Origin of the sequence: uncultured Tateyamaria sp. (assembly GCF_947503385.1) — a bacterium.
Taxonomy (GTDB): domain Bacteria; phylum Pseudomonadota; class Alphaproteobacteria; order Rhodobacterales; family Rhodobacteraceae; genus Tateyamaria.
In genome coordinates, this window is the sequence record NZ_CANNDO010000001.1 from 211,116 (window position 1) to 230,649 (window position 19,534).

General features: G+C 60.2%; 24 protein-coding genes. 12 read left to right on the forward strand and 12 right to left on the reverse strand.

The window, feature by feature from the left end; all coding sequences use genetic code 11:
- The first annotated feature begins 244 nt into the window (after positions 1-244).
- Positions 245-1,387, forward strand: coding sequence for a Hint domain-containing protein (locus Q1A85_RS01025; RefSeq protein WP_299684140.1), 1,143 nt, complete (start codon positions 245-247; stop codon positions 1,385-1,387).
- 253 nt (positions 1,388-1,640) lie between these two features.
- The gene (locus tag Q1A85_RS01030; RefSeq protein ID WP_299684142.1) at positions 1,641-2,111 is read left to right on the forward strand and encodes a hypothetical protein; all 471 of its coding nucleotides are present in this window, start codon (positions 1,641-1,643) and stop codon (positions 2,109-2,111) included.
- Here Q1A85_RS01030 and Q1A85_RS01035 read toward each other — a convergent pair.
- From Q1A85_RS01035 to Q1A85_RS01050, 4 genes are read right to left on the reverse strand one after another with little or no spacing between them, the layout of a single operon-like run.
- Complete coding sequence (locus tag Q1A85_RS01035; RefSeq protein ID WP_299684144.1) at positions 2,108-2,569, reverse strand: DUF411 domain-containing protein; 462 nt, start codon at positions 2,567-2,569, stop codon at positions 2,108-2,110. The genes Q1A85_RS01030 and Q1A85_RS01035 overlap by 4 nt on opposite strands.
- 40 nt (positions 2,570-2,609) lie before the next feature.
- The gene (locus Q1A85_RS01040; protein WP_299684146.1) at positions 2,610-3,998 is read right to left on the reverse strand and encodes a multicopper oxidase domain-containing protein; all 1,389 of its coding nucleotides are present in this window, start codon (positions 3,996-3,998) and stop codon (positions 2,610-2,612) included.
- A gap of 12 nt (positions 3,999-4,010) precedes the next feature.
- Positions 4,011-4,892, reverse strand: a complete 882-nt coding sequence (locus Q1A85_RS01045) for a CopD family protein (protein ID WP_299684148.1) — start codon at positions 4,890-4,892, stop codon at positions 4,011-4,013.
- A 6-nt stretch (positions 4,893-4,898) separates the two neighbouring features.
- Entirely contained in the window at positions 4,899-5,246 is a 348-nt protein-coding gene (locus Q1A85_RS01050; protein WP_299684150.1) for a copper resistance CopC family protein, read from the reverse strand.
- A 294-nt stretch (positions 5,247-5,540) separates the two neighbouring features.
- On the opposite strand from Q1A85_RS01050, the gene Q1A85_RS01055 reads away from it, so the two are divergent.
- The gene (locus tag Q1A85_RS01055; RefSeq protein WP_366140545.1) at positions 5,541-5,993 is read left to right on the forward strand and encodes a c-type cytochrome; all 453 of its coding nucleotides are present in this window, start codon (positions 5,541-5,543) and stop codon (positions 5,991-5,993) included.
- Between the two features lie 5 nt (positions 5,994-5,998).
- On the opposite strand, the gene Q1A85_RS01060 is transcribed toward Q1A85_RS01055, so the two are convergent.
- Complete coding sequence (locus Q1A85_RS01060) at positions 5,999-6,538, reverse strand: Crp/Fnr family transcriptional regulator (RefSeq protein WP_299684154.1); 540 nt, start codon at positions 6,536-6,538, stop codon at positions 5,999-6,001.
- Positions 6,539-6,604: 66 nt separating this feature from the next.
- On the opposite strand from Q1A85_RS01060, the gene Q1A85_RS01065 reads away from it, so the two are divergent.
- On the forward strand, positions 6,605-7,186 hold the full coding sequence (locus tag Q1A85_RS01065; protein WP_299684156.1) for a hypothetical protein: 582 nt from the start codon (positions 6,605-6,607) through the stop codon (positions 7,184-7,186).
- Between the two features lie 15 nt (positions 7,187-7,201).
- Positions 7,202-7,357: a hypothetical protein gene (locus tag Q1A85_RS01070; protein WP_299684158.1), complete on the forward strand. Its 156-nt coding sequence runs from the start codon at positions 7,202-7,204 to the stop codon at positions 7,355-7,357.
- Here Q1A85_RS01070 and Q1A85_RS01075 read toward each other — a convergent pair.
- Positions 7,340-7,894 (reverse strand): TetR/AcrR family transcriptional regulator, encoded by a 555-nt coding sequence (locus Q1A85_RS01075; RefSeq protein ID WP_299684160.1) that lies wholly within the window; start codon positions 7,892-7,894, stop codon positions 7,340-7,342. The genes Q1A85_RS01070 and Q1A85_RS01075 overlap by 18 nt on opposite strands.
- Before the next feature lie 230 nt (positions 7,895-8,124).
- Between Q1A85_RS01075 and Q1A85_RS01080 the strand changes: the two genes are divergently transcribed.
- From Q1A85_RS01080 to Q1A85_RS01110, 7 genes are all read left to right on the forward strand, one after another.
- Entirely contained in the window at positions 8,125-9,087 is a 963-nt protein-coding gene (locus tag Q1A85_RS01080) for an alpha/beta hydrolase (protein ID WP_299684162.1), read from the forward strand.
- 55 nt (positions 9,088-9,142) lie between these two features.
- Entirely contained in the window at positions 9,143-10,003 is an 861-nt protein-coding gene (locus Q1A85_RS01085; RefSeq protein ID WP_299684164.1) for a PhzF family phenazine biosynthesis protein, read from the forward strand.
- Between the two features lie 45 nt (positions 10,004-10,048).
- Positions 10,049-11,053, forward strand: a complete 1,005-nt coding sequence (locus Q1A85_RS01090; RefSeq protein ID WP_299684166.1) for an AraC family transcriptional regulator — start codon at positions 10,049-10,051, stop codon at positions 11,051-11,053.
- A gap of 483 nt (positions 11,054-11,536) precedes the next feature.
- A complete protein-coding gene (locus Q1A85_RS01095; protein WP_299684168.1) occupies positions 11,537-12,001 on the forward strand; it encodes a nuclear transport factor 2 family protein in 465 nt (154 codons plus the stop codon).
- A gap of 176 nt (positions 12,002-12,177) precedes the next feature.
- Entirely contained in the window at positions 12,178-13,041 is an 864-nt protein-coding gene (locus tag Q1A85_RS01100) for a cysteine hydrolase (RefSeq protein ID WP_299684170.1), read from the forward strand.
- Between the two features lie 38 nt (positions 13,042-13,079).
- Entirely contained in the window at positions 13,080-13,589 is a 510-nt protein-coding gene (locus Q1A85_RS01105) for a YHS domain-containing (seleno)protein (protein ID WP_299684172.1), read from the forward strand.
- Positions 13,590-13,655: 66 nt separating this feature from the next.
- The gene (locus Q1A85_RS01110) at positions 13,656-14,225 is read left to right on the forward strand and encodes a carboxymuconolactone decarboxylase family protein (RefSeq protein ID WP_299684174.1); all 570 of its coding nucleotides are present in this window, start codon (positions 13,656-13,658) and stop codon (positions 14,223-14,225) included.
- Positions 14,226-14,414: 189 nt separating this feature from the next.
- Here Q1A85_RS01110 and Q1A85_RS01115 read toward each other — a convergent pair whose 3' ends face one another.
- The 6 genes from Q1A85_RS01115 to Q1A85_RS01140 all read right to left on the reverse strand — a co-directional run bounded on the left by Q1A85_RS01115 (position 14,415) and on the right by Q1A85_RS01140 (position 19,529).
- On the reverse strand, positions 14,415-15,308 hold the full coding sequence (locus Q1A85_RS01115) for a hypothetical protein (protein WP_299684176.1): 894 nt from the start codon (positions 15,306-15,308) through the stop codon (positions 14,415-14,417).
- Complete coding sequence (locus tag Q1A85_RS01120) at positions 15,305-15,934, reverse strand: hypothetical protein (RefSeq protein WP_299684178.1); 630 nt, start codon at positions 15,932-15,934, stop codon at positions 15,305-15,307. Before Q1A85_RS01120 ends, Q1A85_RS01115 begins: the two co-directional genes overlap by 4 nt.
- Before the next feature lie 69 nt (positions 15,935-16,003).
- Positions 16,004-16,390 (reverse strand): hypothetical protein, encoded by a 387-nt coding sequence (locus Q1A85_RS01125; RefSeq protein WP_299684180.1) that lies wholly within the window; start codon positions 16,388-16,390, stop codon positions 16,004-16,006.
- 23 nt (positions 16,391-16,413) lie between these two features.
- Positions 16,414-16,992, reverse strand: coding sequence for a hypothetical protein (locus Q1A85_RS01130; protein ID WP_299684182.1), 579 nt, complete (start codon positions 16,990-16,992; stop codon positions 16,414-16,416).
- A gap of 15 nt (positions 16,993-17,007) precedes the next feature.
- Positions 17,008-18,060 (reverse strand): hypothetical protein, encoded by a 1,053-nt coding sequence (locus Q1A85_RS01135; RefSeq protein WP_299684184.1) that lies wholly within the window; start codon positions 18,058-18,060, stop codon positions 17,008-17,010.
- Entirely contained in the window at positions 18,057-19,529 is a 1,473-nt protein-coding gene (locus Q1A85_RS01140) for a VWA domain-containing protein (RefSeq protein WP_299684186.1), read from the reverse strand. Before Q1A85_RS01140 ends, Q1A85_RS01135 begins: the two co-directional genes overlap by 4 nt.
- Between the last annotated feature and the right edge of the window lie 5 nt (positions 19,530-19,534).

The following is a 19,534-nucleotide window of genomic DNA, read 5'->3' on the forward strand; positions in this document are numbered from 1 at the left end:
CTTTACGCGACCGAATCCAACACGCAACAACTCAACACGGCATTCGGACCTATAGGGCCGCCCGCACATGCGCAGGTCCCCCGCCCTTCGGAGCGGCGTTGGCCGCCTGCATGGGCGCTTGCGTCCGATGCCCCATCACCCCGCAGCCCGTCGATAGACACGGTTTCTTAGTCCGAATCGCGCACGCAAAAGGTCAGCACCAGAAAGGCGCGCGGATCGGACCGACGAGCGAGGCGATTGAGCAATGACAATCACGCAACAAACGATGATCTACATCGGCAACCTTGCCGAAATTGACACAAACGAAAGTGATGGGGACGGCGAGTTCGATAGCATCCCCCTCGGCACGTATGATCAGAACACGTTGCAAAATACGCTGGTCACGGGCAACGACGCTGACAGTAGCGGTCATATAAGCGATGATGAGCAAGCCTTTGAAACGGTCGAATACGACTTTGGCGGCGGGCTCATCTCTACCAACACCGACCACACGGCGGTCTACAACATCACGGTCCTGCTTGGGGACGGCAGCACCAAGACGTTCGATGCGCTGCTGATCCAGATGACGAATGGAGACACGTTTTTAACCGATCTCCTCGACAACAGCGAATTTGACAATCTCAACATTCAGACGATCACCGTTAACTCCGTGGGCGTCGACAACTATTCCGGATGGCTCACGGGCCAGTCTGTGGACAATAGCCAGATCGTCTGTTTCACCTCCGGCACCCTGCTGTCGGGTCCCGACGGCGCGCTGCCGGTCGACGCGGTCCGGCCTGGCACTTACCTGAACACCGCCGAGAACGGGCCGCAGCCGGTCCGCTGGATTGGCCGCGCCAAGATCGACGCAGCCAGACTGGCCGCCAATCCCAAACTGCGCCCCGTGCGGATCATGGCCGGGGCACTGGCACCGGGCCTGCCGTGCAACGATCTTGCGGTATCGCGGCAGCACCGGATGCTGGTGCGTTCTCGGATTGCCGAACGAATGTTTGGTGAGGCAGAGGTTTTGGTGCCCGCCATCGCCTTGGTTGACCTGCCCGGTATCTTCGTCGACGACACCGTGGGCGATGTGACCTATTTTCATGTGCTCTTTGACCGACACGAGGTGATCTACGCCGAAGACGCCCCGACAGAGAGCCTTTATGCAGGACCGGGCGCGCTGCGCACGCTGAGCCCAGCAGAGATTGAAGAGGTTCAGTCCATATTCCCTGATCTGATCGAAAAAAAGCATCTTCCCGACCCCGCGCGGTTGATGCCGTCCGGCGTAAAACGGCGGAATATGATGGCGCGCCTGACCAAAAACGGTCAGCCTGTTCTGTGCGCAAGTTTAGAATTCGGGCGCGCGCATGATGCCGACCAAACCGGTGGTATGCACAACAACAGTTGAGAATGTCAGGTGAACCAGCGTGCCCACCGCCGGTGCGTTCGAAGGCAGGTCACGGGTCCAAAACGGTCCCCCAGGGGTATTGGTCCACGGCGCCAACGCCACCAACAAAAAAACTGTGTTTGTCGGGTTTTCAGGCCGGAGAACCTCCGTTCGGCGTCGGACAGGATCACAACACCTTCATCTCTGTGAGACATGGCCAAAGCAGGTCGAACCAGATGCCGTGATAACTCGGCGATGGCATTGCATCGGAACAGTGTCCACGACCGCCTCGTCCGAACAGATGGCGATCGCTCAACATCTGCGAGGCCGCTTTCTTTGGATAATTGCGCCAATGTTGACGGAAATGGATGTCCGCACCAATCCCGCGATTGGCTCGGCGCCCGGAAGGATGGACGGCGAAAGTGACCCTTTAGCACCGCACATCATTGGCCGCTTTGAATATCAGAGATTGAAGGCCATTGAGACCCCCCGCAGTATCGACTTTTGGCGCGCAAGCGTCGGTATTCACAACGCCACCCGCGTGAGGGTCGCGCAACCCCAATCCGCAAGTCTGGTCGAAATGATCCGGCGGATTTGGCACCCCATCACACAGCGACAACCGGTCAAAGCGTCCATCCCGCACATCGCAGAAATACAAGCCCGCGACCGCCACGCAGCCGGGCAACGCTCCAATCTCCGGCATCTTTGCAACACGCGCAGGCACTATGCGGTCAACAAGATCTAGGTGTGGCGCGCAAACACCTTTGTCGTGCCATCGCGCAGCACAAGCAGCGTGTCATATGCGTCGCGTTGGCTGCCCATTTCCATACCGGGCGAACCGATGGGCATTCCGGGCACGGTCAGGCCAAGGCCATTCGGGCGCTCAGCGAGCATTCGCTGGATATCCCCTGCTGGCACGTGACCTTCCACGACGTACCCGCTGATAAAGGCGGTGTGACACGAACTCAGCTCCGGCGGGACGCCCGCGCGTTCCTTCATCTCCCACAGCGTGTCCTGATCGACATCGCGCACGACAGGATCAAAGCCTGCGCCGATTAGGTGATCGACCCACGCCGCGCAACAGCCACAGGTCGGCGATTTGAATACCTCGATTTGCGCGGACGTGGCGCGGGCCGGATGGGCGAGCAATGCCGGACCAAGGCCAGAGACGAGAGCGGTCAAGATGAAGTGTCTGCGGTTCATATGCTGTATCTCCCAGCTTGGGTGTGTGTCGTGTGGCGCGTCATATGACACGCAACCAAGTCATCATTCCGCCAGCCGAATGCTCCAGCATATGGCAGTGCAGCAGCCAGTCACCGGGATTGTCCGCGACAAACGCAATCTCGACAGTCTCGCCCCGGTTCATCAGAACGGTGTCGCGCAGTGGACCCAATGAACCGTCCGCTGCGATCTGCCGGAAATGGTGACCGTGCAGGTGCATTCCGTGCGGCCAAGCGGTGTCATTGATCATGGCGATCCGCACTGTTTCTCCGATTGTTGCCTTGAGCAGCGGCGTATCAGCCATGTCGGCCATGCCGTTGAACGCCCAGACTTTGCCCTGCGCGGCCATGTCCCGAATGCCCGTCATCTGGCCGTTCATCATCGCCCCGCGCAATTCGCCCATGGCACCGCCTTCCATGCGCAACTCGGCCCGGGCCGCTGTCTCCAGCGGTCCAAGGACGGGAACCGGATTGGGCGGCAGAGCGGCAGGCGGCGTTAGTCGGGCGGCGCGGTCTGTGGGTGTGACACGGAATGCCGCGATGACATATCCGCTGTCGCGTTCGTTGCTGACAATGAAGGCTTCGTCGCCAGCATCGGCAATCACATCGACGATCAGGTCGGCACGCTGGCCGGGTACGAGGGTGAGCGTGGCGAGGGGCTGCGGTGCCTCAAGTGGCATTCCGTCAAGCGCCACAACCCAGCCTTCGAATCCGCGCGTCTCGAGCGCAAAGATCCGGGCATTGGCTGTGTTCACAAGGCGCAGACGCAATCTGGACAGGCGCGGTACGTCGCGCGTCCACGCCCCATCGCCATTGACTGTGATCCAGTTGCCCAAACGCCCGCCATGGGACCAGTCATGCATGTTCCCAAAGCCATCCGCGACCTGCGCGTCGTCGGTCAAGCGCCAGTCGTCTAGCAACAGAACTTCGTCCAGATCAACGACCGGTGCATCCTTGGCCTCATCGACGACAAGCGCACCGTACAGCCCTCTGGCCATTTGTTCGTAGGTGCGGTTGTGCGGATGGTACCAGTAGGTGCCTGCGTCCGGCAGCGCAAAGTCGTACAGGAACGCGCCGCCCGGTTCGACGGCCTCCTGTGTCATGCCCGTGACTCCGTCCATTCCGTTGTCGATCCGGATACCGTGCCAATGCACGGTCGACGCCTGCGGGAGATCGTTGCGGAACTCCTGTGTCATCCGTTCCCCTTGGCGCGCACGCAGAAGCGGGCCGGGAACGGTGCCGTCATAACCCCAGATGCTGGTCTTGGGATATGTGTCAGGGGCAAGCTGAACCGTGCCCGGCCCCGCGCGCAGGATAGGTGAGTTCTGCGATTGCGCATGTCGCGGCAATCCCGCAACCAACGCTGCGCTTGCGCAGGTCTGGCCGAACCGGCGACGTGACATCAACGGCATGAGAAGGCTCCTCTACTTTGGTGACGAGATTGTCGTCAGCGTTGCGGTGACACACAAAATAGCGGTGATCAGCACCGCTTCGAGCGTGATGGAGCGTCGCAGGCGCACCCCGGCCTGTGGCATGTCGGCCAAAAGCGCGGGCGTCAGCGACAATTTGTTGATGGCAGCGAGGGACAAAACGCCGACAAAGAGGGCGATCTTGGCCGCAAACATCTGGCCGTAGGGCGTGGACAATGCGGCTGGGCTGGCCGCGCCGAAAAGCGCCAATGTGATCCCACCTGCAAGGACAAGCAGACCGACACTCCAGAGTGCGCGGCCTCCGAATTCATGGGCCAAGGCGCCAGCACGGATCGGCGGCTCTGACCGCGCGGCCTGTGCAAGCGGTGCAAGGCCTCCGATCCAAAAGGCGAGGCACAGGATATGCAGCGTTACGAGTGCGCCAAGTATCACCTGTGGTTCACCAAGCGCATGACCGCGAAGGGCAAAGGATGCTGACGCGAGGACTGCCCCCACAATCGCGATGACTTGACCAGAACGCGCACGCCAGAACACAAACAGAATGAGCGCAAGCCCAACCAGCCGCAGCGCGGCGCTGGGTCCAAGCGGGCTTTGCGCCACCATTCCTAGGATCGTGGGGTCCATTGCGCCATCCCAAGTCCCACCCATGAGAAAGCTGGCGCGCACAGGCAACCTCAGCACAGTAAAGACGGCTCCGACACAGGCCGCGAGGACCGTAATCCGACGAAGTGAGGTGCGCCCGCGCGCGTCCACTTCGCGCAAGGCGACCAGCACCAGAACGCTGCCGACAGCAATCAGCGTCCCGGCATAGGCGATCACCTTTACGATGATCGACACCCACGTGACAGTATCGGCAGAGGCAAGAGAGGCGAGCATTCGACCTCAGTCGGTCAGTTCGAAAGAAAAGCTGCCCTGCATCGCGTGCCCATCGGCGGCCAACCCGCGCCACTCCACGGTATAGAGCCCCGGCTCCAACGGCTCGGGCTCTGCACGGAACTCAAGGGATGGTTCCAACCCGGTGCCACGCTCCACGGGCATCTCGGCACCAGCTGCATTCAGCAGCCGCACCATGGTGATGCGCATGGGGTCGTTAAACACCATGTGGATCATCTCGGGCGTTTCCGCCAACCGCGCGCCGTCTGCTGGCGTTGTGCCTTCCTTTTCGGAGTGCGCCAGCGCCGCAGAGCACATGGATACAAAAGTGGCGATCGTTGCGATCACGTTTTTCATTGTTCACCTTTTTTCTTCATCGGCGCAGGACACACGTGCGGTGTTCATGTGCAAATCGACTCTCTCATTCGGCTGATACAACTTCCAGCAACTGGAAGGTAAACACCAGAAAGACGCTTGACCTTCCAGTCGCTGGAGACCGCATTTTTGGAAAGGTCTGATTTCTGAATGCTAACCGGGAGAGCGCGACGTGACGTCCGAAACCACAATCCATCGCGTGGGGTGCGGGCCATCGTGCCAAGCTGCCGGTGGAATTGTCCAACCAGATCGTATTGGGGACACCGCTGGATGAGAATGTGGCTTGTTCTTGCTGGCGCTGCGGCGTCGCTCGTCTTGCTCGCGGGGCTGCTCTGGAATGTCGGGGCTGACGTGCAAGCCGCGCCCGATCAACGTGATTTGTCCCGCGGCAAGGTGGTCTATGCCGAGGCCTGCGCCGCCTGTCACGGCGCCAATCTGGAGGGTCAGCCAAACTGGCGCATTCCCGGTCCGGACGGTATGCTGCCCGCACCCCCGCACGATGCCTCCGGGCATACGTGGCACCACCCCGACCGGATCTTGATGGACATCACCGTCCGTGGCACGGCGGCCGTTGTGGGCGGCGGCTATGACAGCAACATGCCGGGTTTCGGCGACAGCTATTCCGAGGATGAACTGCGCGACGTGCTGGAATGGATTAAGAGCCAGTGGCCGGAACGCGAACGCGCGCACCAAGCGCAAATCACTGCTCAGGACGTCGCAGCGCAATAGCCCGGTCAGCGTTGCGGGCCATCTGCGCGGCGGCGGGCAATCTCACGGTAAAGTGCTTCGCGCGTGACCGCCAACTCATGTGCCACGTTCTGCCAGTGCCCCTTTTCTGGCAGCGCTCCGTTATGATCCATCCAGGCATTCAAACGCTGCTCAACCGTTTTGAGCCCTCTGATTTCAGCAAGGAGGCGAGTGGCTTGAACTGTGCGCGCCAAACGAGCCGCCCACGCCCTTGATAGTCCGGGATCAGAAACCAGCCGCGCAAGCAGATGCCCGATCTGAACCGTTCGGATATGCGCCGGTTCCATGACCCTTGCATCGCAATGATAAGCCTCTGCGTAGATCGACGCCTCTGCCAGAATGTCACCCTGCACGGCACGTTGAAAGCACATCACCTGGCCATCAAGCTGCGTCCGTTCGAGGTGGACAGACCCAAATTCGATGCGATGCACGTATCGCACCGGGTCACCGGCATGAAACAGATACGTGCCCGCCTCTTTATGCCGGGCATCCCCATCCACGAACAGCGCGTCCAGAACATCATCCATGACATGATCATAATCATGTGCGGAATGCCCTGACTATGGGAGGCACTTTGATGAAAGGAACTTTTTATGCGCAGGCACTGTATTTTTGTATTTCCACTGATCTTTGCAGGTCATGCTGGCTTGGCCGAACAAGCGCACACACCGTACGCCGGATTGGAGGCCCGCGAGATTGCGACGCTTTCTGACAGTGACATGGCCGATCTCAGCGCAGGGCGCGGCTGGGGCCTTGCCCTTGCCGCTGAACTGAACGGGCATCCGGGTCCGGCCCATGTGCTGGAACATGCCGTCGAACTTGAACTGTCCGCAGATCAGGTCGCGCGGGTGCAACGGATTTTCCAAGACATGCAGCGCGCTGCCATCGCCGGGGGAGAGGCATTCATCGCCGCAGAACGCGCGCTCAATTCAGCCTTTGCAGCAGGTGACCTTGACACAATCGCGTTGCAGGACCTTGTGCAGGGCGCCGGTGAGGCGCGCAGCGCTTTGCGCTTTGTGCATCTGTCGCGTCATCTTGAGACATTGGACGTCCTGAATGCTGGCCAAGTCGCACGGTACAACGCGCTGCGTGGCTACACCGATGATCCCTGCAACAGCGTTCCAGAAGGTCACAACGCCCAGATGTGGCGCAGCCACAACGGATGTGATGGTTAGGCTGGGACCAACCGGATGCAAGACGCGCAACGGGAACGGTGGCTGCGGCGTGGGTCAAAGACCGGAGATGCGTTGAAAGAGGTCGTCGCCCGGGCCAACGGGGTCATCCACCCCAAACCCGACATGACGAACCGTGCCTTGCGCGCGCACCCGTCATTGGCCGATCAATAGCTGCGCAACCTGTTTTGCATCGCGCGCAGGCTTTGCCGAGTGGGACATCGCCGCAATGACAATGGCCCCTTCCTTCAACAGCAAAAACTGGCGGGCCAACACATCGGGTTCTGCTACTCCGGCAGCTTTGGCCAATGCGTGAAAATGGTCCAGCAGCAGACGTTTGTGCGCATAGGATTGCACGTTGATCGCGTCATCTGGATCTTGGAATTCAGCGCTGGCTTTGATGAACATGCAGCCCTTGTAACCATCTTCAAGAAACCACTCCCCAAGCGCGTCGAACATGGCCAGCAACTGACCTTGTGGTGTGGCTGACAACTCTTCCATGCGTCGGAACAGCCAATTCCGAAAATTCTCATCCCGCAGGCGCAACACAGCGAGGATCAATTCATCCTTGGTGCGAAAATGTTTGTAGATCGAGGTTTTCGAAACCCCGGTCTCGCGCGCAACAAGGTCCATGCCCGTCGCGTGAAACCCGTTTCGATAGAACAGCAAGAGCGCCTTTCGAATCAGCTCTGCGCGTTTGTTCTGGCTCATGTCAGCATCCAACCTTTACTGATCTGTCAGTATCTCTGAGTGAGATGCCAGTCAAGAAAGATAGCGTAATTATATTGCCTTACAGGTCATCAACTGAGCGTGAGCAGAGATTGTGATGAAGGTCATCACGAATTTTTCCTTGATTAAATTTACCGATCTGTTCACCTAAACAGAACATTTACCGATCTGTTCATGTTGAGATCGGGAAACACGCAGAAAGGACTGAACCCATGAAAAAGATCCTAACCCATTCGACCATGGCCGCCCTTCTGGCTGGCACCACGCTGTTGACCGGAATGGTTGCAACTGTGTCAGAGGCGGCGGAAAGCCCCTTTGCTGTGTCCATGAAAAAGATGGAGATCGGCGGATTGAACATCGCCTACCGCGAAGCGGGCGATCCGGAAAATCCAACCGTTCTGCTTCTGCACGGCTTTCCGACCTCGTCGCATATGTTCCGCAACCTGATCCCGGAACTGGCAACGCACTATCACGTCATTGCTCCAGATTACCCCGGCTTTGGCGCGTCTGACATGCCGGATGCAGCGCAGTACGATTACAGTTTTGCAAATGCGGCTGAGATCGTGACGCAACTGATCGACGCCAAAGGCGTGGGCGATTACGCGGTCTATCTGATGGATTACGGCGCGCCCGTTGGCTACCGCATGTTCTCCGAACACCCCGAGCGTGTGACCGGTTTCATCATCCAGAACGGCAATGCCTACGAAGAGGGGCTGCGCGAATTCTGGGACCCGATCAAAGCCTACTGGACCGATCCATCCCGTGAAAATGGCGACGCCCTGCGCGGGTTCCTGACGATGGAGGCGACCGTCTGGCAGTTTACCCATGGCGTCCGCAACGTCTCGGCGGTCAGCCCGGACAACTTCTGGCATGTTCAGTATCTGCTGGACCGCCCGGGCAATCAGGAAGTGCAGCTTGAGATGTTCCTCGACTATGGCACGAACGTGGACGAATACAGCAAGTGGCAGGCACAATTCCGCGCGCATCAGCCGCCCGCATTGATCGTCTGGGGCAAGAATGACCAGATTTTTCCGGCCGATGGCGCACACCCCTATTTGGACGATCTGGAGGATGTGGAATTCCACCTGTTGGATACCGGTCACTTTGCGCTTGAGGAATATGGCGACGTCATTGCCGCCGAAATCCTCGACTTTCTGCCGCGCACGCAAAAGTAAAACCGTCCTGCCCGGGTCACTTCGGGCAGGACAGAACCACATACGGGACCGCAAGATGACCACGATGGATTTGACGCATGTGCACCGCATCGCCGCTTTTTCGGAAGGCGATACCGGCGGCAACCCCGCGGGTGTTTGGGTGGCTGACAGCCTCCCCGGCGCGGCACAGATGCAAAGCATCGCAGATGCGGTCGGATATTCCGAAACCGCCTTTGCCGCCCCGGAAGGGGATCGCTGGCGGGTCCGATACTTTGCCCCGGAGTGTGAGGTGGATTTTTGTGGTCACGCCACCATCGCCCTTGGGGCGGTTTTGACGGAACGCACCGGGCCGGGCACCCATCACTTGCGGAGCAACGCGGGCGAAATCAGCGTTACGGGGCGGTTGGATGATACGGGCCGGGTGCAGATCGAACTGTCATCGCCACCAACCCGCAGCGGCCCTGCTGATGCAGGCCTGCTTGAACATGCGCTGGTGCTCTTTGGGTTTGGCAAAAGTGATCTCGACCCTGCGTTACCCGCCGCGATCACACATGCGGGCAACGATCACCTTGTTCTGGCGCTGCGTGAGCGCGCGCGGCTGTCGGACATGGACTATGATCTGGACGCGGGTCGGCGTCTGATGGAACGGCACGGGCTGACCACGATCAACCTGATCTGGGCCGCAACTGCACAACGGTTCCATTCCCGGAACGCCTTTGCGGTTGGCGGTGTGGCCGAAGACCCGGCCACCGGCGCCGCAGCGGCAGCACTTGGCGGATATTTGCGCGACACAGGCTGGCCGCACGCGGGCAGCATCATCATCTCGCAAGGGGTCGACATGGGAATACCGTCCAAGCTGAACGTCGTCATCCCGGACCAGCCCGGAACGCCGGTTCGGGTGTCCGGGTCCACGCGCACGATCGCTCAGGACGAATAGGGAAAATCACGCCATTGAAATGGCGCAGAAGGGGGAAACATCAGCATGGCATCTGTTGCATCCATCTTTGCGACCACGTTGACGCGGGCGGCCGGGCTCAAACTGACGGCTGGCGGCGAGGTCTGCGGACATGGCGAAACGCTGTTTCGTTTGAACGGTCCCACTGCGGACAAGATCCCGGACAGTGCGTATTTCGAATTGATCGAATGGCTCAGGTGTCACACACATGACGATCCTGCGTTGGTCTTCAGCTACGCGCATGAAATCCAGAGCAATGATCTTGGCGCGTTGGGATTGGCCGTAAAATCCGCACCAACCCTGAGAGACAGCCTTCAGCGCCTCGAACGCTACTTCCGGCTCATCACCGACACCGCTGTTTACAGTCTGACAGAAGACACCGATCCCGCGCTCTTTGCCCTTGAGACACGCACACCGGAACACCCTGCGCTTCAGCTTCGGGATGAATGTGCGCTCGCCGCCGTCGCGGAAAACGTCCGGGCCTTTGGCAGCAGCAAGGTCACATTGGACCACGTGGCGTTCCGCCATGGCTGTCGGTCAGATCCGCAACGGTTCGAAGCCTTCTTTGGATGTAAGGTCGTGTTTGGGGCACCCCACAATGCGATTGCCATCACGCCGGACAGCCTTGATCAGCCGAACAAGTTGGGCGACCGGGGCATCTCCGACTTTCTGACGCAACATCTCGATAGGGAAATTCAGCAACTGCCTGAACCACGCTCGCTCAGAGATACGGTGCTGGATCATCTTGCATCGCGGCTGAGCGACGGGGTGCCAAGCGCCTCAGACGTGGCGACGCGAATGGGCATGAGTGAGCGGACATTCTATCGGCGCCTTTCGGACGAAAACCTGTCCTACCGCGATGTGCTGCGCGACGCGCAATTGTCGCTGGCGCAGGACCTGTTGGCCGACAGCGACTGCTCCATTGCCGAGGTGGCCTTTCTGACCGGCTTTTCCGAACAAAGCACGTTCAGCAGGGCATTCAAGCGTTGGGTTGGCGCAGCGCCCGCTCAATTTCGGCAGCTTTCACCCTGACGCCCCGAGCGGCGCCGAGATTGGCAGAGACGGCCAAACTCTTGGCAGAACCGGCCAATACCCAACGCGCCCTGCTTCCTAGATTGGTGTCACCCCCCCCCGAGGGATGCCAAGTCAGAACAGTCCCTGACCACATCACGGCAACCCTCAAACCGGAGACGCAGGAATGAGACATTCAGGACAGATTGTTCGCATCCGCTGGCACCGCCTGCCAGATGTGGTTTGTCCCCCCCGCCACAGCGGACACGACATCCTGAGGTCCATCCCTGCCTCTCCGCCCCTTTGGACCAAACGCGCCGTGATTACGGGCGACGCGCCTTACTCCGAACGGACAATCGCGGTCTTGATAGCCGGCGGTGTCTGGGTGGCCCTTGGCTGCATCGCCGAGATCATCAGGCTTGCCCAGACATCGCCGCCGCCCCTGTGACCTTGGATACGTCCGTACATCTACGCTGAGGCAATGCACACCGAAAGGACCACGAAATGACCCGGCCACCCTTGCCGCCCTTTACCCATACCACCGCCACGGAAAAGGTCCGCCTTGCCGAAGACGCATGGAATTCCAAGGACCCGGGCAGGGTCGCACTGGCCTATTCAATCGACAGTGTCTGGCGAAACCGGACCACGTTCATCACCGGCCGTCCCGCCATTGTTGCGTTTTTGTCCGACAAATGGGCGCGCGAACGGGACTACCTGCTGATCAAGGAATTGTGGGCATTTGCCGACAATCGCATCGCTGTCCGGTTTGCCTATGAATGGCGCGATGCGCACGACCAGTGGTTTCGATCGTTTGGAAACGAGAATTGGGAATTCGCCCCGGACGGGCTGATGCAACGGCGCATCGCCTCGATCAACGACCTGCCGATTGATGAACGACAGCGTCTGTTCCGCTGGACGGATGCGACACGGCCCCCGGATCATCGCGGCCTTACAGTATTGGGTCTTTAGACAACCTAAAGACCCGACACCCCGACGCGCAGTCCCGCGTCGGTCCAGCGTGAAAGCGGACATGGAACGCCAGTCACGCAGCCACTCCGGCTGCGATCAGGAAAGGTTTGTCCGCAAGACCGCACGCTCACCGCAGAGCAATCATGCCCTGCCCCATCTGAACCAAGGAGACACAGATGAAACCCGATCCCGACCACCATCACAACTGCGGCTGCGGCCACACACCTGAATCTGTCGACCTCGCCCGTCGCCGGGTGCTGGCAGGCGTGGCCGCCGCCGGTGCTGCCGGTGCTGCGTCCATCGTAGGCACCAAAACGGAAGCAGCCACTGATGCCGCCAAAGCGGCATATGCCGATCCCGAAAACCCCGGTCTGCCGCAGATCGATATGACCATTGACCCCGCGCGCACAGCGCTGGTGGTCACCGACCCGCAGATCGACTTTCTGTCAGAGGACGGCGTGACCTGGGGTGTTGTTGGCGAAAGCGTCACCGAACAGGGAACCGTGGACAATATCGAGCGTCTGTTCATTGCCGCGAAGGCGGCGGGTATGCCGGTCTTTATCTCCCCGCACTATTACTATCCGCACGACCACAAGTGGGATTTCGAAGGCACGCTTGAAGCGACGATGCACGCCATCGGCATGTTCGACCGGCTGGGACCACTGAACCTCGACAACTTCGAAGGCTCCGGTGCCGATTGGATGCCCCAGTACAAGAAGTACATCGAAGACGGCGAAACCATCGTCTGTTCGCCCCACAAGGTCTACAGCCCGGCACAGAACGACCTGAACCTGCAATTGCGCAAACGCGGGATCGACAAGGTGATCCTTGCGGGTATGTCGGCCAACCTGTGCACGCAGGCGCATCTCTATGAGTTGCTGGAACTGGGCTACGAAGTTGCGGTTGTGCGTGACGCAACCGCAGGCGCGAAAGTGCCCGAAGGCGACGGATACCTCGCCGCGATCATCAACTTCCGCATGGTGGCAAACGGCGTCTGGTGGACAGACGACGCCGTCACCCGCATCGCAAACGGCGCGTGACGCCCGACACGCCTCAACCAACCCATTGGAGAAAAACAATGACTTTGACCACCATGAAATCCGTCCGCCTTTGGACAAGCGCACTTGTCCTGTCTTCAGTCGCCACAATGTCCCTTGTGAACCCGGCTGTGGCTGCGGACGAATACAACGTCACCAACAGCCTGACATTGACCGGCCAACCGCTGGGTCTGCATGGCTTTGATCCGGTGTCGATGTTTCACGACGGGACAGCCGCGCAGGGCAACGCCGCATTCACCTCCGAACATGACGGTGTGGATTACTACTTTGCATCTGCCGCCGCCCAAGGCGAATTCGATGCCGATCCAGCCGCGCACTTGCCGCAATTCGGCGGGTTCTGCGCCTTTGGCGTCTTTGTCGGCAAAAAGCTCGACGGCGACGTGCGCTATGCCGACATCGTTGACGGGAAGCTCTACCTTTTTGTGAATGCCGCGATCTTCGCCAAATACCTCGAAGACCAAGCCGCCGTCATCGAAGGTGCCCACGCCAAGTGGCCCGACATCAAGTCCACCCAGATCAGCGACCTGTGATCCACCACCACCCTCAGGCGGCGGCCCTCAGGTCGCCGCTACCACACATGCAATCGGAAACCTCCCATGACCCCATTTGAGAAACACACCATCGACACCGCGCCCGAAGCGGCCAAACCAATCCTCCAGAGCGCCCTGAAAGGGTACGGGTTTGTCCCAAATCTCTACGCCGCAATGGCCACTGCACCCACCCTGCTTGAAGGTTACATGAGCCTGTCCGCCATATTTGGGAAAACGGATTTGTCGGAAACAGAACGGCAGATCATCCTGATGACCAACAACCGCCTGAATGGCTGCAAGTACTGCATGGCCGCACATACCACCTTGTCGCAGATGGCCGGTGTGGATGGCGACGTTATTGCCGCGTTGCGCAACGACACGCCCATTGCCGATGCCAAGCTTGAAGCGCTCCGCCAGTTTGCCATTGCCGTCAACGAAAGCCGGGGCTGGCCAAGCCCTGCCCAGTTGGATGCCCTCTTGGCGGCGGGTTACACGCATCAGACGGTACTCGAAGTGATCGTGGGCACCGCGCTCAAGGTGCTGTCGAACTACACCAACCACGTCGCGGACACGGATCTCGACGATGCGTTCAAAGCAAATGCGTGGACCGCTGAGGACCGCGTGGCGGCAGCGTAATGCGGTTGGCTGGCGGTGATCGTTTTTGGTCACCGCCCGTCACCCAGGCGCAACAAAGACCGATAATGGCACTGCAAACGCAGCGGTCAGGCTGCGTGTTCTCGGGGTTCCCGGAGCACGTCAGTCTGAATTTTCGTGCCTGAAAAACGTCCTCTTACAAAAGGGGCACCCAGAGCAGAACAAAACCGGCTACGGCAGCCGCGAGGCGATGTGATCGCACCACAGGTCGGTACGGCCCGAGATGACGTAAACGGACGCATCCGCAACCAACGCCTCCAAGCTGCGTTCTTCCGCATCGGTATCCTCTCCGGCGTCGGTGCGCCGTTGCAGATCAATTGCGTAATCTTCCAGCGGAATGCAGCGAAACAGGTGAAACGTTTCGGATGTCGCCCCGTGCGCCATGAGGTTTTCGGTCAGATCATCGAACCCGCCGGATGACGACGTCGCGGCGACCGAAGGACAATCACCGAGGCTCTGCGCAACATCCGCGCAAAAACTGGCGTACGTCTCTGGCGTGTAGCCGAGGCGCGTCATGTCATCTTCCACCACGCGGATGTCGCCTTCGGCAAAGCACTGCACAAGTTCGCTGCACAGCAGATCGCTTGCGATGGTACGGGATCGGTCCTGATCCTGGTCAAGCTGCGCATGAGCAGTTAACGAAGGCGCTATTGCGGCATACCTATGCACGCCAACCACGGCCCTAAGAGGGGGGGCCGCAGCCATGTACCCATCTGGTTGAAGGACAACCTGGAAACCGGGCGCGGCGGCGCGAAACCTGTGGGTTTCGGTGGTGGCCCGCAATGTCGGGGCGCTGGCGCGGTAGCCATCCGATCGAATGACGGCGCGCAATACGGGGGCCTGCGCGCGGTATCCATCCGACAGCGTGACCGCGCGAACACGTGGTGCAGCGGCTTGGTAAACACTTGGCGCCGTCGATGCACTGAGGGTCGGGGCTGACGCGCGATAGTTATTGCTGCTCGACATGAGCGTGATGGATGGGGCCGCACGGAAATCATCGGCGAGGACCGCTTGCCCCGCACAGACGGCAAGCCATGCCATCGCCCCGGCCCGCAAACCCGTCATTCACCTTGCAGTATGGTCTGCAACGACTGTAGCCCCGGCGACACTGTCGGAACGCTGGCTGTTGCGGTCTGGCCTGTCGTTGACGCACGCGCGGTGTTGTCTTCTGCGCCGAATGTTGCGGAAAATCTGGTCACCGTCACAGCCGGATCAAGGTAGTACCTGCCCTGTTCCTTCGCAGACGCACCGGCTGTCCATCCCGCAGCGATTGCCGGGCTGCTTGAATCGCCAAAGACGAACATCTGACCGGCAGTCTCGTGCTGAAACTCCTTCACATTGCATCGCAAATTCAACGCAAAGCCCCGCTGGCTGGTAATCCGTCTCAGTATGTCCGTTTGTTCTGCGGTCAGCAGAACAAAGTCATCGGTGGGCCCCAGATTGCTGTAGCCAAGCTGGAGCGTGCCGCGCGCTTGTCCGTTTTCAAGCAGAAACGCGCGTTCAAAGTTGAAGTCATCGTTCGGATTTTGGCCAGACACGGTGCAATGAATGGCAACGCTCGTAAACGCCGACGGCACGGAAAACGCGTATGGCAAGTCGATGACAAAGGCGTTGTAACCCTGTGCGAAGGTTGCGGTGGCAAGACCCGAGGCCGCGATGCCAAGCGCCATGTTGTGAAAAATCCTTCGCATGTCTCTCTCCTTGGTTTGGGCCGCTGGGTGCTCAGGGGTATGCGTATTCGGCGGCGACAACCGATGCCGTTATCGCGTGGGCCGCCTGCGCAATACGGCGATTGTGTCCATGTTGAATTCGATGAACTCGACCTTGTCTCCGCCGCCGATGACCTTGACGTCAAAGCGTGCATCGTCGTGCAAGTATTCCTCCAGCGGCAGGACCGAACCCGCAATCGCGTGGGTGTAGGTCCCTCCATCCGCCAACTGCGCCGTGACAGCGGCGCAGCCCTTGCCGCATTGCCGGATTTCGGTGATCTGTGCTTTGAACCGCTCGGGTTTGACCTCGGCTCCTGATGCCTCGACCACATCCGCAAAGAATGTAGCAAGCGCCTGACACGGCGAAGCCTGTGACATTTGGCTGCTGGCAAGCAGTACCCCGGTGGCAAACAGGAATGTGCGTGTGTTGATCTTCATCGCGGACCTGCTTTGTGTGTGTTTCAGTTGATCGGAGTGACGGCACCGTCCGTCAGTTCAAAGGGCATGACCGCGCCAGATGCGAAATCGCCGGTGACGGGGATATTTTGGTTTGGCAACTCAAGCTCCAGCTTGCGCAGGTCGCGCGACACCAGCGCCCGGACGTAGCCGTCTTGTGACACGCGCAATCCTGTGCTGCCCATCGACACATCCGATTCAAACCGGAGTGAGACCGGCCCGTCGCGTGCATCTTCATCAAGTTTGATTTCCACCAGCGCGGCGTCCAGTTGGGCCAGAACCTCACCGCCTTGCCCTTCGCCCAGCGTGGCCTCTGCCGTGAACGGAGCGCCGCCCAGAATGTCGAACTCCGCCGTATAGATGCCGGGAACAGCAACCGATACGGTGTCGACATCCGGACCCAGCCACGCATCGTCGCGCTCAAGAAACCACTCCACCTTGTTGGTGACGTCCACGCCGCCCTCCACCAGCATCGCGCGCAGGCGAAGCGCGGGCGGTTCTTCCTGCGGAAGCGCCCAAATCGCCGCGATGCCCGCCGCGCCCAGAACCCCAACGGCCAGAACGGTCAGTACAATTTTCCTCATCGTCATCGTCCCTTTCTAGCGCTTAAGCGCGGCCTTGATCTCGGCGCAGTGTTTCGGGTTGGCGGGGTCAATCGAGGTGATCCCGAGCGACACCATGGTCGCCAGAACCGCGCGTTTCTGTTCACTTTGTGGGCCGCGCAGGATGGGTCGAAGTTTGTCCGCCAGCGTCTCACAGGTGGTTGCCGGTGCCTCAGCCGGGCCACCAAGACCCATCGCAGGCAAGCCACCCATTTCAAGCGCGGTCAAAAGGTCGAGGCATTGCGCCTCGGTCCTCGCATCCCAGTCGGTTATGCCTGCCGCTGTCACAGCCGCGTAAAAGGCGTCGATCTGTGCCTGCTGTCCGTACTGACCGACCAAGTGCGCGATATCGTGGCTTCTGTCGCAGGCGGTCTCTGCGTCCGGCTGAGGCGCGGCGTCAACGCGGGGCACATCGGGCCCGCTGCCCAGCCGGGCCAGTGTCAGGCGCATATCCATCGTGAGCATCTGATGTTCGGCAATCAATTCGAGCGTGGCGACGTCCGCGCTGAGCCGGTCGAGATAGACCGTGACAGGTACAGGCACACCAACCCAATCGGGCATAACCGCCTCCCACCCGGAAGACCCGGTGCTGGTCAGGCGGATGTTTTTGGGCAGCGGGTCAGGCAGGCTCAGGACCACATGATCGGCGGCAGGTGTAATGCGGATGGTATCGTTCCCGGACACCTCAAACCGCTGACTTTGCCCCATAAAGCGCAGGCTGCCACCAACCGCGTCGACGCGGTATTCAAACGTGACAGGGGGTGGCCCGATCGTACCGCTCGCAAGGCCTGATACCCCAATGTAACCGCTCAACCCATCAAGAAAGGCAAGGCAGCGCCCATTGGCGCAGAAATCCGTCACTTCGATCCCGCACTGATTGGCGCTGATGCCGCCAATCACCGCCGACGACATCGCATCGGCGTAGACGTTCAGCACCCCACGACCGGGCAGATCGTTGGTGCAGGCGGCTTGGGCAATGCCCGGCAACGCCAGCGCGGCAAGCGCGCTGAGCAGGCGCGGCACCCGGTTGATCCGGCGTTTCGCCCTCATGGCGTCACCTCTTGCAAGGCGGCGGCTGGGTCGGCGGGCATGACAACCCGCAGCACGTTCTGCTCGCCGGGTTTGACCGTGTGTGGGCGGGTGATCTTGCGTTTGCCCCCCTTGGCTATTCCCCAGTCTTCGATGACCAGGACATAGTCGCCCGGCAGTGCCAGCAACGCATCCCGTGTGCCGTTTGCGTTGAACACCATGCGGTCCGGCGTTCCGTCATCCATTGCCGACCACAGGCTGAACCGCAGAAAACTGTCGGGCAGCGTGTTGCCCGCTGCATCAATGGCAGTGATGCGCACAGCGCCATGCGGCAGCAGGATCTCACCCTCGCGGACATCACCTGCTGCAATCGTGACCTTTACCGGGGCGGGCGCCGTCTGTTGTTTGCGCCCCAACACGGCTCTGACCTCGTAGCGGCCCGCTGCAAAAACCGACCGCAGCTTTGGCTCAAAACGCCCCATTTTGCGACCGGACTCGAGATGTGTGACCTCCCAAGAGATCACCCGCGGGTCGATCAGGTCGGGCGCTAGGGGGATGGCCTGAAAGTCCACCACGCCAGCGTCGAGCACCATGGTGGCGTGGGCGGTATCGAACCGCTCGACCGTGACCGGCACATCGACGCTGCCGCCTTCGTAACCCGCACGCACGATATAGTCGCCTTCCTCCAGCTTCAGAGCCACAAAGGGTTCATAAGAGATGCGGCGCGACACCCCGTCGCTTTGGCGGATCAGGTCCAGCGACAGTTTGTCGATCTGACCATCCTCTAGCGGAGAACTGTCGGCGGAAAGCTGAACATTGATTTGCAGGTTATGCTTGGGCTCCACCTGCGGCGGACGGTCAATCACGGCATCCTGCGGGACGTTTTGCGTGACCACCATGGACAATGCCGACGCCAGCTCTCCCTTGTTGCCCGCGTCAAAGTAGCGGCCACCGGTTTCCTCGGCGATGCAGGACACGGCTGCGCCCTGCGCCCTGGACAGACCAAACCCCACAACATGCGCGGTGAAATCCACACCTGTCCGCTCAAGTTCACGCGCAAGGGCGCAGGGGTCGGCCCCGCAGGTTTCAAGACCGTCGGTCACCAGCACAACGGTTGCGCGGGTTTCACTGTACCGCAGGGCGATTGCAGCCTGCCGCACGGCTTCGGTGAGCGGCGTTTTGCCCTTTGGGTCGATGGTGTCTACCGCCGCCGCAACCGCCACGGCGCTGTCTGGGGCCGGTGGGACAAGCAATTCGATGTCGCTACATGCGCCTTTGCGATTGTGCCCGTAGGCCATCAGCCCAAGGGACCGTCCCGGCAGTGGCGTAGCGAGGCTTTGGCGCACAACCTCGCGGGCCAAGACAATCTTGTTGACCCCATCGATTTGTCCCCACATCGACCCTGACGCATCAAGAACAATCATCGTGGTGTCTTGGGCGTGTGCAATCGTTGCGGCACTGAGGGCGGAGGCAAGCAGGAAGGAACGCATGTGAC